A 15,074-nucleotide genomic window follows, 5' to 3' on the forward strand; every position below is an offset into this window, starting at 1 on the left:
TTTCTGTGTTGCCTTGTCTGTTCGAGTGCAACACCCGGGAAGTCGTTGCTGTGGCTCCGCGACGAGCGCGACGAAAACAGCGAACCGAGGCCTCAGCGACGGGATTCGCCGCCGAGATACAGCCGGGACACCTCCGGGTCGTCGAGCAGCGAGTCGGCCTCGCCCTCGAACTTGACCGTCCCCTGGTCGAGGACGAACCCGCGGTCTGAGATACCCAGTCCCTCGCGGGCGTTCTGCTCGACCATCAGGATCGAGGTGCCCAGTTCGTTGACCGTCTCCACGTCGTCGAACACCTCTTTGGCAGTGTTCGGTGCCAGCCCGGCGCTTGGCTCGTCGATGAGCAACACGTCGGGCTCCATCACGAGCGCGCGGGCGAAGGCCAGCACCTGCCGCTGACCGCCCGACAGCGTCTTCGCGTTCGCGCTGCGCTTGTCGTCGAGGATGGGGAACCGGTCGTACAGTTCGGCCACGACCTCGTCGAGGCCGCCGTCGCGGGCGACCCCACCCATCCGGAGGTTCTCGTCGATGGTCAGCGACCCGAACACGTTCTCGGTCTGTGGAACGTAGCCGACGCCGATTCGGACGATGTCTTCTGGAGCCATCCCGCCGATTTCGCGGTCGCCCAGACGGACCGAGCCGGTCCAGGGCTCCAGCATCCCGAACACCGTCTTGAGGACAGTAGACTTGCCGGCCCCGTTCGGGCCGACGAGGCAGGCGATCTCCCCCTCGCCGAGCGTCAGCGAGAGGTCGTCGAGCACCTGCACCTCGCCGTAGCCGCTGTCGACGCCGTCGACGGTGAGGATTGGGTCAGTCATTCCGACGGCCCTCCCAGATAGGCGTCGATGACGCGCTCGTCGCTCCGGACCGCCTCGGGCGGCCCCTCGACGAGGACACTCCCCTGATTGAGGACGATAATCGGGTCGGCCAGTCGCATGATGAAGTTCATGTCGTGTTCGATGATGAGGAAGGTGATCCCCTCCTCGTTGAGTTCCTCGATGAACCCGGCCAGTTTGTCGGCCAGCACGGGGTTGACGCCGGCGACGGGCTCGTCGAGCAGGAGCAGGTCGGGTTCGGCCATCATCCCGCGGGCCAGTTCGACCAGTTTCATCTGTCCACCCGAGAGGTCCGTTGCGGGCTGGGTGGCCAGATCGCCGATCTCGAACCGTTCGAGCATCTGCTGGGCCTGTTCCAGCGAGCGCCGTTCCTCCTGTTCGACGGTGCTCGGCGAGGTGAACAGCGGGATAATCGATTCCCCGGTCTGGTTGTGTGGCCCAACCAGTAGCGCCTCCCGAACGGTCATCCCCTCCGGTTTCCGCGGCGTCTGGAACGTCCGAATCATCCCCTGATCGGCGATTTCGTGGGGCTTCTGGCCGGTCACGTCGACGCCGTTGACCGAGACGGAGCCTGCATCGGGTTCGTAAAAGCCCGAGACGAGATTGAACAGCGTCGATTTACCGGCCCCGTTGGGACCGATGAGGCCCGTAATCGTGCCGCGTTCGACCTCGATGGACGCGTCGTCAGTCGCCACAAGACCGCCGAAGCGTTTCTCCAGTCCTTCGGCCCGGAGCACCGGATCGTCCTTCCCGAGAATTGGCCCGTCTGAGACGAGCGACTGCTCACTCATCGCGACCACCGCCCAGCGAGTCGGGCCAGATGAGTTCGCGCTCCGGCGGGAGAATCCCCTCCGGGCGGAGCCTGACGATGAAGATGATGAGCAGGCCGACCAGCATGAGCCGGAGCGGTGCCGCGCCGATTGGGAGCGCGCCCGTGTCGGTCATGAAGCGGGTCCCCTGCTGGATGGCGACGATGGTGAACCCACCGAGCATCGCGCCGCGGTCGCTGCCCGTGCCGCCGAGGATGACGGCGACCCAGACGTAGAATGTCGTGATTGGCTGAAGGTCCTGTGGGCTGACGAACAACACGAGGTGGGAGTAGAACACGCCGGCGAGCGCCATGATGAGGCTCCCGATGACGAACGCCTGCATCTTGAACGCGAAGGTGTTCTTGCCCAGCGTCTCCGCGAGGTCCTCGTCGGTCCGAATCGTCCGCAGGACGCGGCCCCACGGCGACCGGTGGATGCGGCGGAGGAACAGGTAAACCGCCGCCACAATAACAGTGACGAGGACGACGTTCAGGAAGCTGGTGACGACCGACTGCGTCGTGTAAAACAGCGGAGCTCCGCCCACGTAGAAGACGTACGGGTAAGTCAGGTCGCCCAGCACGGGCCAGTCGGAGAAAAACAGCGGGATGCCGGTCAGGCCGGCGCTGCCCGCCGTCCACTGCGATTCGTTGAGGATGAAGATGCGGACGACCTCCGCGAGGCCCAGCGACGCGATGGCGAGGTAGTCGTCCCGGAGCTTCAGCGTCGGGTAGCCGATAATCACCGCGAGCACCGCGGCGAGGCCGAGGCCCCCAAACAGCGCGACGACGGGGCTGACGCCGCCGGCGATGGGCGACCCGGACGCCGTCAGCAGGGCCGTCCCGTACGCGCCGAGGCCGAAGAAGGCCGCGACGCTGAAGTTAATCATGCCGCCGTACCCCCACTGGACGTTCAGCCCCATCGAGAGGAGCATGTACATCGCCGACAGCCCAACGAGATACAGCAGGTACGCCGGGGCGAGGAAGCCAGTCACAACCGCCAGGAGCAGGAGTGCACCGAGCGCGCCGAGCAGTCCCACGACGCCTTTCTCGCGGGCCGAATAGGCACCGACATCAAGCGTGCTCATGTCATATCACCCGCGATGCCGCGAGGCCTGACAAGCAGAACCGCGACCATGATGACGAACGCGACAGCCGGCGCGTAGGCGTTGCTAATCGGAAGGCCGACATCGCTGAGCAGCGGCGTCAGTTCGTGGAGCATCCCGATGAGAAGGCCACCGAGCATCGCGCCGTACACCGAGCCGATACCACCGAGGATGACCGCGGCGAACACGACCAGCAAGATGTTGAAGCCGATTCGGGGGTCAAGCTGACTGTACAACGCGAGGAAAACGCCGCCGGCGGCAGCCAGAGCGCTGCCGACGACCCACATGACGAGAATGACGCGGTCAGTTCGGATACCGCTCACGCGTGCGAGGTCGGGGTTGTCGGCCGTCGCGCGCATCTTCCGGCCCAGCGTCGTCCGCTGAAGCAGGAGGTGCAGGGCGACGACGAGCACCGCCGCGCTGACGATGATCGCCACGTCTCGCTGTGTCACGGCGACATCAAGTGTGTCCAGCAGCAGCGGAATCGGTCCGCTACGGCTGATGTCGTACTGTAGAAAGTCAGTCCCGAACGTCCCCTGTAGCACCGCACGGTAGACGAACGCCACGCCGATGCTCGTGATAAGCAACCCGATTGAGTCCGTATCGAGGGGCTTGTACACGAGCACGTGGGTGAGGACGGCGACAACGGCAGCAAGCGCCATCCCTACTGCAAGGGCCAGGAAGAAGCCGATTGGGAGGCCGAGAACGGTGCCGCCGAGACTGCCGAACACGCCGAAGGCGACGAACGCCCCGTACGCGCCCAGGGTCATCGTATCGCCGTGTGCGAAGTTCGCGAAATCGGCGATGCTGTAGACCAGCGAGAGCCCGATACTCCCGAGGATGATGATACTACTGAAAACGAGCCCGTTTGCCAGGTATTGTAATATCTGCGCCATTGGTGAAAATGGGAAAGAGTCGTGGCCGCCTTAGCCCTCGATGAAGCCAGCGGATTCGTACGCGTGGTCAACGACTTCGAACACCTGTAGCAACCCGACGGGGTCGCCGTTCTCGTCGAGGTCGATGGGGCCGCTCACGCCGGTGTAGTCCACGTCCGACGGCGAGCCACCGTTGGCCAGAATTTCGTGTGCCTCCTCGTACGTGGTCGCTTCCTCACCCTCGGGACGGGTCACGTCCCGGACGACCTCCATGAGTGCCGAGCCCGTGAACTCGTCTGCAGCTTCGATAGCGAGTGCGCTGACGATTACCGCGTCGTACGCGTACGCCGACCACGACGTGGGTTCCTCGCCGAAGCGCTCCTCGAACTCCGAGACGAACGCCTGGTAGTTCTCGGCGTCCTGTGGGACGCTTGGAACCACGGCTTTCATTCCGTCGAGGCTCCCCTCGGGAGCGGATTCGAGGACCTTCGGCCCTTTGACGCTGTCACCGCCGTACCAGGCGGCCTGATCGGTGACGCCCAGGTCGAACGCCTCCTGAGACATTGTCGCGAACTCCGGCTGGTAGGTGATGAACACCCACGCGTCAGCGTCGGTGTCGGACATCGAGGAGATGGTGCTGCTGTAGGAGGACTGGCCCTGGTCGTGGGGTTCGTTGTAGACGATTTCTCCGTCGTAGGCCTCGATGAATGCCTCGCCCACGGACTGGCCGTAATCGTTGTTAATCCAGGCCAGGGCGGCGGACTCGTTGCCGTCCTCGCTGAGGAGCGACGAAATTGCCTCCGCCTGGGCCTTGCCTGCCGGCGGCATCCGAAGCAGGTCTGGGAAGTTCGTCAGGTTCGGGCTGGTGCTGTTCTGGCTGATCTGGACGACGTCAGTGTTCTGGACGACGCTTTCGTGAATAGCCGTGCTGACACCGCTGCCGACGGTACCGATGAGCAGCGGGACACCCTCCTGATTGACCAGCGTCTGTGCTGCGCTGACGCCACCCTGACTCGTGCTCTGGTCGTCCTGCTGTGAGATTTCCAGTGTGCCGCCACCGACGCCGACCGAGTTGACGTCGTCAAGCGCGATTTCCTTGCCGCGCTGATTCCGCTGTCCGAACGCCGATAGTGAGCCGGAGAGGCTGTCAACCATCCCGATGGTGTAAGTTTCGGACCCGGAGTCCGTCGCGGAATCCGTTGATTCGCCATCGCTGCCACTACCGTCGCCGCCGTCTCCACCATCGCCACCGTCTTCGGGAGCACCACCTGAACAGCCAGCGAGGCCGACGAGTCCAGCACTGGCAGCGGCTTTGATTACGGTTCGCCTGTCAATCGAACGCTTGTCATGGTCGTTCATGGTATACTGATATCCTTTTTCGTAACTCCCTGTATAACCGTGTCCCCGTCCATGGTAGGTACCCTGTTCTGGACGGCGTACGGAAAGCCGTCAATTAATACTTCTGGAACGCGTTCGGTGTATAGAGTATCGCTACGGCTATGCAACGAACGGAGTTTATTACAGTAGACACACACACGGGCGGAGAGCCGACGCGCATCGTGCTCGACGGGATCGAGGCCGACACACTCACCGGAGAGACCGTCCGGGAGAAGCGCGACCAGTTTGCAGCTACGGCTGACGATGTCCGGAAACTCCTCATGCAGGAGCCCCGTGGGCACGCAGATATGTTCGGAGCGGTCCCGGTGCCGACAGACCGGGCCGACCTCGGGGTTTTCTTCATGGATACTGACGGCTATCTGGATATGTGTGGCCACGGCCTCATCGGGGTCGTGACCGCACTCATCGAACAGGGCGAACTCCACGAGACACCAGAACTGACCGTCGAAACCCCCGCCGGACTGGTTGACGTGACGGCCGAGATAGCTGACGGCGTCGTTCGCCGTGTTGCGTTCGAAAACGTCGACAGTTACGTCTGTGGGACGATTACCGTCGAACAGGACGGCGTCCCGGTCGAGGCTCGTATCGTCTATTCGGGGAACTATTTCGCCGTTGTTGACGCCGACAGTCTGGGCGTCACGCTCGACCGTGAAGACGCCACGCAGTGTATCGACCCCGCACTGGAACTCCGCCGAGCAGTCAACGACGCCGCACCGGAGGACCCAGTCACCGGCGCACGGGTGACCGTCTCGGCAGTCGAACTCACCGGTGGTGGCGACAGCGACCGGAGCTGTGTGGTGTTCGCCGACGGTTCCGTCGACCGCTCCCCCTGTGGAACAGGCACGTGTGCGCGATTGACCCTTCACCACGCCGACGGCGATCTCGCTATCGGCGAGCGTGTCGAAGTGACCGGGCCGGTCGGATCAACATTCGAGGGGTACATCAGCGAAACCAGCGTCGCCAACGGCGTCACCGTGACCAGCCCGGTCGTCTCGGGCACAGCGCATATCACAGGCGAGCACACGTTTTACCGGACCGACGACGATACGCTCGGCAGTTTCACTCTCGCTTGATTTCAGTCAGTAACTGCTGATTTTTTTGGTAGGGGGTGCGTTTAGGCTGATATAGTGGCGTAGTTTCGATAATGATTCCGCCGATAGCGAACAACTTCGTCGCCGGGGAGACAGCGTCGGGGGCACTCGACCACGTCGCTTCACTCAACGACGACGATGTCAAGGGCATCCTAAATCTGTTAGGCGAACACTACGACGAGCGCCAGCCGGCTGACGAGGACGCAGACCAGTACATCGAGCTGATAGAAGAAATCGACAGGAGCGGCCTCGACTGCGCTATCTCGGTCAAGCCCTCACAGATCGGCCTCGACGTTGGCGACGAGGTGTTCGTCGAGAACCTCGAACGCATCGTCGCGGCGGGTGACGACCGCGATGTCTTCGTCTGGGTTGATATGGAGGACTACACCACGACCGACGTGACCCTCGACGCGTACGAACGGCTCGTCACGGAACACGAAGGCGGCATTGGCGTCTGTACACAGGCAAACCTCAAGCGAACGCCCGAAGACCTCCAACGGCTCGCGCCCCTTCCCGGGAAAGTCCGGCTTGTCAAGGGGGCCTACTCCGAGCCCAAGGAGGTCTCGTACAAGAAGAAAGAGCGCGTCAACGAAGCCTATCGGGACTGTCTCGAACTGATGTTCGAGGAGTTCGATGGCGGCATCGGCGTCGGCAGCCACGACCCGGCAATGATAGACTACGCCAAGGACCTCCACGACGAGTACGGCACTGACTACGAAGTGCAGATGCTGATGGGCGTCCGCGACGACGCCCAGCGTGACCTCGCCGCCGAGGGCGTCCCGATGTGGCAGTACATCCCCTACGGCGACAAGTGGTTCTCCTACTTCTACCGGCGTGTCCGCGAGCGCAAAGAGAACGCGTTGTTTGCCGTCCGGGCCGTTCTGAGTTAAACTACTGGTCCGGGTCGAGTAGTTTCGCTTCTGCTTTGCGAAGGTGTTCGAGCAGCGTCGTCTTCGAAACGCCGAGCTTCGACGCGAGTTCGCGCGTCGAGATACCCCGTGGCCACGCGTAGTAATCCTCCTGCCGGGCGAGTTCGAACGCTTCGCGCTGGCTGTCCGAGAGTCGGTCCATCCGCCGGAGCTGCTGCGGATTGCCGCCGCCGGCGGACGTGATTCGCGTGACTTCGATATCGGCTGACTGCTCCTCGCGGATCTCGTCGAGGAGTGACTCGGCTTCGTCGCGAGAGTCCGCGAAAAACACCGGCCAATGTTCGCGACCGTGCCGGACCCGAACCGGGTCGTTGTGAATGAACCCGCGCGAGAGCAGGCTGTCGCTGATGGTGTTGTCCGGATCGTACTCAACGAACAGTTCGCGGGTCGTGTTCCCCGGTGACGAGCCCGTGCCAGTCGCCCCGTGGCGCTCGCGCAGTTCCAGCACGGAGTCAGTCAGCGACGAGTCACGAGTCGCGTCGATGAGGTCCTCAACCTCGCTAATACTGTCGGCGTACGCCGTGAACAGGCCCTTTACGCTACCGTTCTGTGTGTTGTACACGCCGTGTGCCAGCAAACCAGCCGCCGTCTTGTCGGTCACTTCGAGCGTCCAGCAGTCAGGATGCCAGATGCTCAGGGTAAGCTGGAGTCCCCCGTGTTCTGCTTGTGCTTCACTCATACTGTGCGCCCTCCGTATGAAGGGGTGCTAAAGGGAGTCACGATATGGACGCAAATAAAGGTGCGGTTCATAAGGGGAACACCGACCATGGGAAATAATGCCGGGTTGTATATGATGTATCAGGGTGGTACCGGCCCCCTGACCATGGACGGTGGAACATATTGGTGGGGGACGCGTACAGTACCTACCATGAGTACAGACGACTCACGACGACACTACATCGACGGTGAATGGACAACAGGCACCGGCGACGAAACGTTCACAAGCCAGAACCCGGCCACCGGCGAGGCGCTCGCCTCGTTCCACCGCGGAACCGAAGCCGATGTCGACCGCGCACTGGCCGCGGCAGAGGACGCCTACGACGAGTGGCGCTCGCTTTCGCACATCGACCGCGCGGAATACCTCTGGGACATCTACCACGAGCTGCGTGACCGCCACGAGGAACTCGGCGAAATCGTCACCATGGAGTGTGGCAAGGAGATCAGCGAAGGGCTGGCCGATGTCACCGAGTCCTGGCACATGGTCGAGTGGGCGGCCGGCAACGCCCGACACCCCCACGGCGACGTGGTACCGTCCGAAATCGCCAGCAAGGACGCCTACATGCGCCGCAAGCCGAAGGGCGTCGTCGGCTGTATCACGCCGTGGAACTTCCCGGTCGCCATCCCGTTCTGGCACCTCGCCGTGACGCTGGTCGAGGGTAACACCGTCGTCTGGAAGCCGGCAGAGCAGACGCCGTGGTGTGCTCACATCATCGCCGAGATGTTCGAGGACTCGGGTATCCCGGACGGCGTGTTCAATCTCGTGCAGGGCTACGGTGACGCCGGCAACGCCATCGTCGAAGACGACCGCGTCGAGACGGTCCTGTTTACCGGCAGCGCCGAGGTCGGCCACAAGATAGCCTCGAAGGTCGGCGGCGAGCCCGGCAAGATCGCGGCCTGCGAGATGGGCGGGAAGAATGCCGTCGTCATCACGGAGGAAGCGGACCTCGATATCGCCGTTCACTCGGCCGTGATGTCCAGCTTCAAGACGACCGGCCAGCGGTGTGTCTCCTCGGAGCGACTTATTGTCCACGAAGACGTGTACGACGAGTTCAAAGAGCGGTTCGTCGACGTCGCCGAAGACATCGCCGTCGGCGACCCACTGGAGGAAGACACGTTCATGGGGCCGCTCATCGAGGACGATCAGGTCGAGAAGTTCAAGAAGTACAACGACCTCGCCCGCGAGGAGGGCGCGAACGTGCTCGTCGACCGCGCCGACCTCGGTGCCGAGGAGATTCCCGAGGGCCACGAGGAGGGCCACTGGGTCGGGCCGTTCGTCTACGAAATCGACTACGACGAGGACCTCCGTTGCATCAACGAGGAAGTGTTCGGTCCCCACGTCGCCCTGCTGGAATACTCCGGTGACTTCGACCGGGCCCTGGAGATGCACAACAGCGTCGACTACGGCCTCGCCGGCGCCATCATCTCGGAGGACTACCGGCAAATCAACCAGTTCCGCGACGAGGCTGAAATCGGCCTCGCCTACGGCAACCTCCCGTGCATCGGTGCGGAGGTCCACCTGCCCTTCGGCGGCGTCAAGAAGTCCGGCAACGGCCTCCCGAGCGGCCGCGAGGTCATCGAGGCCGTCACCGAGCGTACCGCCTGGACACTGAACAACTCCAAGGATATCGAGATGGCACAGGGTCTGTCAGCCGATATCATCACCGATGAGTAAGTCCGTGCAGTCGGCGGAGATCGGCTCCGTCTGTCCGCGCTGCCGCGGCGAGACGACAACGGCGAAAGGCATCGAGACCTGCACCGACTGCTCGTGGGTCGGTTGCCTCGGCGCTGACTGACGCGACGACCGCGCGTTTCTGTACGGCCCCAGCGTCTGTCCCACACCGAAACGGGGGCCACGGACCGGGTTCACGGTCCAACTTTTCCAAACCTTAAACCTCTCCCCGTCGAAGTACCGTCTATGAGCGACAACGACAGCAGAAAGAACCTTCGGATGCCGGAAGAGGACGAGGTGTTCGCCGTCGTCATGGACATGCTTGGCGCGAACCGCGTCAAGGTACGCTGTATGGACGGCGTCGAGCGCACAGCCCGGATTCCGGGCAAGATGCAAAAACGCATCTGGATACGCGAAGACGACGTGGTCCTCGTCGAACCATGGGACTGGCAGGACGAGAAAGCCGACATCACATGGCGCTACGAAAAACAGGATGCCGACCAGCTGCGCGAGGAGGGACACATCCAGGAGTAGCCTGACATGTATCTGGCCGCGGTGCAGACGGAGGCGCAAGCGTGACCGAGGGGCAGTTCGGCCTGCTCGATACGGACGATGTCGACTCACCGGGTGACGAGTGGGAAGAAGTCGACGTCTCCGACACGGAAGCCGACCGTATCGCCCGCAAGCGGGACCGCGAGTTCAGCGAGTTCCGCAAGCGAATCAAGGACGCCGACCAGTTCAAAGTCGAGGCCAGCGTCTTCGATGACGCGACCTACGGGGCACTGTACAAGCTCGTCCAGGACGGCCATATCGACGCCTTCGGCGGTCCCATCTCGACTGGGAAAGAGGCCAACGTCTACACGGCGCTGTCGGGCGAGACAGAGGTCGCCGTCAAAGTGTACCGCATCAACGCCTCTGATTTCAAGGATATGCGGAGCTATCTCGACGGAGACCCTCGCTTCGAGGGTATCGGCTCTGATAAAAAGAAGGTCGTTACCGCGTGGGTTCGCAAGGAGTCGTCGAACCTCACGCGCGCCCGCCGGGCCGGCGTCCGGACGCCGGAACCCATCGCCGTCGAGCGGAACGTCCTCGTCATGGAGTATCTCGGGACGGAAGAGGGCCGCAGCAAACGTCTCAGCGAAGTTCACATCGAGAACCCCGAGACGGCGTACGAGGTCGTCAAGGAGTACGTCCGTCGGCTGTACGACGCCGGCCTCGTCCACGGAGACCTTTCAGAGTACAACATCGTCTTTCACGAGGGGCAACTGTATATCATCGACCTCGGGCAGGCGGTTACGATCCACCATCCCAACGCCGACGACTTTCTGGAACGGGACTGCCGTAACGTCGCGAACTTCTTCGCCAGACAGGGCGTCGACGCCGCGCCAGCGGACCTGCTCGCGTACGTCCGAGAGTACGCGACGCCGAAAGACGAAGCCGACACCGCGCCGGGCAGCGACGACGACGCTGTCCCACAGGAAACACCGGCCGACCGCCGCGACGACGAGTGAACGGCGGCACGGCGTGACCGACGCCGAAGTTTTAAACAGGCAGACCCTCGTAAAAGCAGGTATACTTATGCAACACGTGAAGATTCCGCAGGACCGTATCGGTGTGCTGATCGGCGAGGGAGGTGAGACCATGCGCGAAATCGAGGAGCGCGCAGAGGTCCGGCTGGATATCGATTCCGAGGACGGCACGGTGAAAGTCGAGTCAGTCGGCGACCCCGTGACGGCGCTGAAAGGCCCCGACATCGTGAAGGCCATCGGCCGCGGGTTCGCGCCCGACGACGCGCTGGCGCTGCTTGAGGACGACATGATGATGTTCGAACTCATCGATATCGAGGCCGCCTCCCGCAACAAGAACGACTTCCGCCGCCAGAAGGGCCGTCTCATCGGCGAGGGCGGCCGGACTCGGGAACTCATGCAGGAACTCTCCGGCGCGGCCGTCGTCATCTACGGCTCGACGCTTGGCATCATCGGCGGCCCCGAACAGGTCGACGCCGTGCGAGAAGCCGCCGAAATGATTCTCGACGGCGCGCCCCATGGCTCCGTCTACTCGTTCCTCGAACGCAAGCACAACGAGATGAAGCACAAAGGCCTCGAATACCACCAGTTCACCGGGTAGCGCCGGTAGTTCGGCCGCGTGGCTGTCGACTGCGAGCCGCGGCGACAGCATCGGTTCGTGCGGTCGCCGTCAGGCAGTATCAGGTGCGCACCACACCGTTTTGCCGCAACAGACGCTACGTGGAGGTATGCCGACCATCGCCGAGACGCACATCGTCAACCGCGAGCGCGTCCAGCCGACTCACGCGAACAACTACCAGAGCGCCCACGGCGGCATCGTCATGAAGTGGATGGACGAAATCGGCGCGATGTCGGCTATGCGGGCCGCCAGAGAGACCTGCGTGACCGCACAGATGTCTCGCGTCGACTTCGAGCGCCCGATACCCATCGGTGACACCGCACTCATCGAGTCATACGCCTACGCTACTGGCCGAACTAGCGTCCGGGTCCGCATCGAGGTTGCCCGCGAGGAGCCACACACGGGCGAAACAGAAGAGACGACCAGCGCGTACGCCACCTTCGTCGCCGTCGACGACGGGGAACCGACGCCCGTCCCCGAACTGACCGCCGAAAGCGAGGAGTGCCGTGAACTGCGGGACAGAGCGCTGGCCGAGGAACCCGAGCGAGACTGAGGCGAGTCAGTCGGCTGGGAGGCGCGCCGGCCAACACTTAGACGCTGACGAACTTCTTGCTACGGCCTTCGGGCCGCTCGGCTATCTCTGGGAGTACGGTGAGCCACTGGCCGAGCGTACTCGCTCGGCGAGCCACGCTCGACTCGGACAGGTCCGTCTCGGCAGCCAGTACCGCCTTCAGCTCATCGTGCGAGAGAGACCCGCGCTCCGCTATCACCGTCGCAAGGCGGTCGACAACTTCGACCTGTCGAAGGCCAGCGATGAGTCGCTCACGGGCCGCTTCGGTGTCACCCGACTCGTGCAGGCGGAGGTACTCGACGCCGTTCTTGGTCAACCCCCAGCGACGGACCTCACGACCGTCGACCGCCGTCGGCGTGTCCTCGTGTACAAACCCCAACAGCCAGCCTGCAGTGCCATAGAGATCAGCGTGCCGCGAATCAAACTCCGGAACCGCGCGGTTGATTTCCGCTCTAGTGCCGCCCGTCTCGTCGATGGCCGCCAGGAACTCCCGAAGCGATTCGAAACTATTGGCAAGCGGTACCTCGTTAGAGGGAATCGTATCGGTCCGCTCCGGTTCAGTCAGCGCGTCCCAAAAGGCCGGCTGTAGCTCGTAGCCACTGCCCCTCTCCGCAACACCGATGTTGTTGCTGACCATCGTTGCCGCGAGTTGCTCCCCGTCGACGAGGTGTATCTGAAGGTTCTCGGCCGCTCGTCTCGCCGGCCCTGTGAACGAACTGGAGGTGAGATAGGTTCCCGTCTGGTAGTTCCCTTGCGCCAGTGCCCCACTGAACCGCTGTACGTGCCCGTTGCTAACCGTGTTGCCCTCGTCGTATCGCTTGACCTGCGCGCCGAACAACACCCGGACGACATCCTCCTCAATGACGCCCTCGACGTCGATACCGTCGTCCTGCCGGAACGCTGTTACCTGCATCGACTCCGTATCGAGGCGGCGGCTGAGGACCATCTTGCACAGAATCTCGAACTGCTCCGGTGACACCTCGTACATCCTGTCTCGGAGATGGTCTTGCATAGCCGCGGCTTGCATATCTCTCACCAGCGGCCACGCTCACATAAGCGCCGGGCATGGTTTCGGTGGCCGCGGCGATGCGCTTCAGAATCGAGCCGGCCGGGATTTGAACCGACGGAAGACGGTCGCCTCACTCCGTTCGGCGCTGCGACTTCCAGGGTTCAAATCCCTGTTGTGCGCTTCATCGCTCACGATGACGAGCACACGCTAAGCGGTGCTCGTGGGGATTGTTCACAATAGGAACGCCCGGAGCGGGATTTGAACCGGAGGCAGCGTCGCGTTGCTGGCCCTCCAGAGATTCAAATCCCGCGTCCAGCGTTTCACGCGTTCCGGACCCATCGCTGGCGCTCTGGGTCATTCGCTTGGAAAAAGCCTAGGCCGGAATTTGAATCCGGGGTCTCGTCCTTACCAAGGACGCGCTTTACCGCTAAGCTACCCAGGCACGCATCAATGTGTATCCGGCAATTGTCTAAAGTCGTTTCGATTCGGGGCCGGTGTGTCGGTTAGTCTCAGTGGTCGGCGGCGGCCTCGGTCCCGTCGCCGGTTGGCTGTTCTGCCCCAGCTCGCGCTCGGAGCGCGTCAGCGACCTCCTCACCGAGCAGGTCGGCGTTCGACGGGAGGCCGTCGACGGCCAGCTCGGTCGCGTACTCGCGAAGCGTCGGGGTAGGTCGGATGCCGGCGGCAGTGACGCCAGCGACCACGGCGAGTTCCAGAATGTCCGTTTCCAGCGCGGTGTCGAGGCTTTCGTCGTCGGTCGTCTGACGGACTGTCTGGTCGTGGCCAAACGAGCGGACGACAGCGACAGCAGCGTCGGCGGCCTCGGTTCTGGCGAGCAGGTAGAAGCCACGTGAGACGAGGATATCCGCGATAAGGATATCCAAGTCGGCGGTGTCGCGGTCACCGCTGACCCAGGGGTCGTCCCGGGCCAGTTGCCGAGTGAGCGAGAGCCCCTCGTAGATGAGCTGGACGCCAGCGGCTCGGTCAGCGACGCCGTCAGCCAGATCGACCGGTGGGTCGCTGGTCGCGCCCGCGCTGACGAGCGTCAGGACGCCGGGCGCCAGCGACGCGTCGTCCAGGCGAGCGTCGATCCGCTCGTGAAGCCGGTCAGGCTCGACATCGTCGACTGCCGCCAACGCCGCTCGGCGAACTGCCGCCACTTCCTCCATTATGAGGGTCTAGCGACGGGAAGGGCAAAGACCTTTGGAAACCGCAGAGTCACAGCAGGCATGGTACAGACCACGAGCAGCGATGGTATCCGGACCCTGACGCTCGACCGGCCCGACCAGCGCAACGCGCTCACCAGCGCGGCGCTGCGTGACCTCGAAGCAGCAATCGAAGCAGCGACCGAGTCGGTGCTGTATCTCCACGGCGCTGGCGAGGCGTTCTGTGCCGGCGCGGACCTTACCGAAGTCAAGGCCCTCGATTCGGAGAGCGCCGAGACGTTCGCGGCGCTGGGCCAGCGGGTCGCTCACGCACTGGAATCCTACGACGGGGCCGTTGTTGCTGGTATCGACGGCGCGGCGCGGGGCGGCGGCGTCGAACTGGCGCTGGCCTGTGACATCCGGGTGGCCACGCCCGACGCGACCCTGGCCGAAACCGGTGTCAAACTCGGGCTGTTCGGCGCGTGGGGGGGGACGGCACGGCTCCCCGAGGTCGTCGGGACAGGCGACGCCTTAGACATCGCACTTTCCGGCCGAACGCTCGACGCAAAGACGGCGCTGCGGATGGGGCTGGTTTCGCGGCTCACTACGGAGCCACGGGCCGTCGCTGAGGAGTTGGCGGGCGTCGACGGGGACGCGCTTCGAGTGCTGAAAACACGGATCCGAGACGACGCGGACAAGGAGACACAGGAGCGGCGCGAGCAGCAGGCCTTCGCCGATCTCAACGCAAAGACCGAGTAGGCAAGGGTACAAGACGCCGCCT

General features: G+C 63.4%; 17 protein-coding genes and 1 tRNA gene. 9 read left to right on the plus strand and 9 right to left on the minus strand.

From position 1 onward, the window contains the following. Nucleotides 1-92: 92 nt before the first annotated feature. Genes DVK01_RS05060 through DVK01_RS05080 form a run of 5 tightly spaced genes read right to left on the minus strand, consistent with a single transcriptional unit; the run spans nt 93 to nt 4,978 of the window. Nucleotides 93-815, minus strand: coding sequence for an ABC transporter ATP-binding protein (locus DVK01_RS05060; RefSeq protein ID WP_101351201.1), 723 nt, complete (start codon nt 813-815; stop codon nt 93-95). After that, nucleotides 812-1,624, minus strand: coding sequence for an ABC transporter ATP-binding protein (locus DVK01_RS05065; RefSeq protein ID WP_101351202.1), 813 nt, complete (start codon nt 1,622-1,624; stop codon nt 812-814). Before DVK01_RS05065 ends, DVK01_RS05060 begins: the two co-directional genes overlap by 4 nt. Then, the gene (locus tag DVK01_RS05070) at nt 1,617-2,726 is read right to left on the minus strand and encodes a branched-chain amino acid ABC transporter permease (RefSeq protein ID WP_121535699.1); all 1,110 of its coding nucleotides are present in this window, start codon (nt 2,724-2,726) and stop codon (nt 1,617-1,619) included. Before DVK01_RS05070 ends, DVK01_RS05065 begins: the two co-directional genes overlap by 8 nt. After that, nucleotides 2,723-3,640, minus strand: a complete 918-nt coding sequence (locus DVK01_RS05075; protein WP_101351204.1) for a branched-chain amino acid ABC transporter permease — start codon at nt 3,638-3,640, stop codon at nt 2,723-2,725. Before DVK01_RS05075 ends, DVK01_RS05070 begins: the two co-directional genes overlap by 4 nt. 30 nt (nt 3,641-3,670) lie before the next feature. Next, nucleotides 3,671-4,978 (minus strand): ABC transporter substrate-binding protein, encoded by a 1,308-nt coding sequence (locus DVK01_RS05080; RefSeq protein ID WP_101351205.1) that lies wholly within the window; start codon nt 4,976-4,978, stop codon nt 3,671-3,673. A 140-nt stretch (nt 4,979-5,118) separates the two neighbouring features. On the opposite strand from DVK01_RS05080, the gene DVK01_RS05085 reads away from it, so the two are divergent. Then, nucleotides 5,119-6,090, plus strand: coding sequence for a proline racemase family protein (locus DVK01_RS05085; protein ID WP_101351206.1), 972 nt, complete (start codon nt 5,119-5,121; stop codon nt 6,088-6,090). 71 nt (nt 6,091-6,161) lie between these two features. Beyond that, the gene (locus DVK01_RS05090; protein ID WP_121535702.1) at nt 6,162-6,998 is read left to right on the plus strand and encodes a proline dehydrogenase family protein; all 837 of its coding nucleotides are present in this window, start codon (nt 6,162-6,164) and stop codon (nt 6,996-6,998) included. 1 nt (nt 6,999) lies between these two features. Here DVK01_RS05090 and DVK01_RS05095 read toward each other — a convergent pair whose 3' ends face one another. Next, nucleotides 7,000-7,716, minus strand: a complete 717-nt coding sequence (locus DVK01_RS05095; protein ID WP_101351209.1) for a helix-turn-helix domain-containing protein — start codon at nt 7,714-7,716, stop codon at nt 7,000-7,002. A gap of 189 nt (nt 7,717-7,905) precedes the next feature. Between DVK01_RS05095 and DVK01_RS05100 the strand changes: the two genes are divergently transcribed. From DVK01_RS05100 to DVK01_RS05120, 6 genes are all read left to right on the plus strand, one after another. Then, nucleotides 7,906-9,429: an aldehyde dehydrogenase family protein gene (locus DVK01_RS05100; protein ID WP_121535705.1), complete on the plus strand. Its 1,524-nt coding sequence runs from the start codon at nt 7,906-7,908 to the stop codon at nt 9,427-9,429. Continuing rightward, nucleotides 9,422-9,550: a hypothetical protein gene (locus DVK01_RS22795; protein ID WP_255410202.1), complete on the plus strand. Its 129-nt coding sequence runs from the start codon at nt 9,422-9,424 to the stop codon at nt 9,548-9,550. The genes DVK01_RS05100 and DVK01_RS22795 overlap by 8 nt, the downstream gene beginning before the upstream one ends. A gap of 122 nt (nt 9,551-9,672) precedes the next feature. Beyond that, entirely contained in the window at nt 9,673-9,960 is a 288-nt protein-coding gene (gene eif1A / locus DVK01_RS05105; protein ID WP_004516096.1) for a translation initiation factor eIF-1A, read from the plus strand. 41 nt (nt 9,961-10,001) lie between these two features. Next, entirely contained in the window at nt 10,002-10,937 is a 936-nt protein-coding gene (rio1, locus tag DVK01_RS05110; RefSeq protein WP_121535708.1) for a serine/threonine-protein kinase Rio1, read from the plus strand. A 67-nt stretch (nt 10,938-11,004) separates the two neighbouring features. Further along, nucleotides 11,005-11,553, plus strand: coding sequence for a KH domain-containing protein (locus DVK01_RS05115; protein ID WP_004590591.1), 549 nt, complete (start codon nt 11,005-11,007; stop codon nt 11,551-11,553). A 127-nt stretch (nt 11,554-11,680) separates the two neighbouring features. Then, nucleotides 11,681-12,124, plus strand: a complete 444-nt coding sequence (locus tag DVK01_RS05120; protein ID WP_101351212.1) for an acyl-CoA thioesterase — start codon at nt 11,681-11,683, stop codon at nt 12,122-12,124. A gap of 37 nt (nt 12,125-12,161) precedes the next feature. Here the strand turns inward: DVK01_RS05120 and DVK01_RS05125 are convergent, their stop codons facing one another. The 3 genes from DVK01_RS05125 to DVK01_RS05135 all read right to left on the minus strand — a co-directional run bounded on the left by DVK01_RS05125 (nt 12,162) and on the right by DVK01_RS05135 (nt 14,317). Continuing rightward, nucleotides 12,162-13,169 (minus strand): restriction endonuclease, encoded by a 1,008-nt coding sequence (locus tag DVK01_RS05125; protein WP_121535711.1) that lies wholly within the window; start codon nt 13,167-13,169, stop codon nt 12,162-12,164. Nucleotides 13,170-13,521: 352 nt separating this feature from the next. Next, a tRNA-Thr gene (locus DVK01_RS05130) sits at nt 13,522-13,593 on the minus strand. Between the two features lie 67 nt (nt 13,594-13,660). Continuing rightward, nucleotides 13,661-14,317: a hypothetical protein gene (locus tag DVK01_RS05135; RefSeq protein WP_101351214.1), complete on the minus strand. Its 657-nt coding sequence runs from the start codon at nt 14,315-14,317 to the stop codon at nt 13,661-13,663. Between the two features lie 60 nt (nt 14,318-14,377). On the opposite strand from DVK01_RS05135, the gene DVK01_RS05140 reads away from it, so the two are divergent. Beyond that, nucleotides 14,378-15,052, plus strand: a complete 675-nt coding sequence (locus tag DVK01_RS05140) for an enoyl-CoA hydratase/isomerase family protein (RefSeq protein WP_101351215.1) — start codon at nt 14,378-14,380, stop codon at nt 15,050-15,052. Nucleotides 15,053-15,074 lie beyond the last annotated feature (22 nt).

The sequence above is a fragment of the Haloarcula sp. Atlit-120R genome (assembly GCF_003665885.1).
Classification (GTDB): domain Archaea; phylum Halobacteriota; class Halobacteria; order Halobacteriales; family Haloarculaceae; genus Haloarcula; species Haloarcula taiwanensis.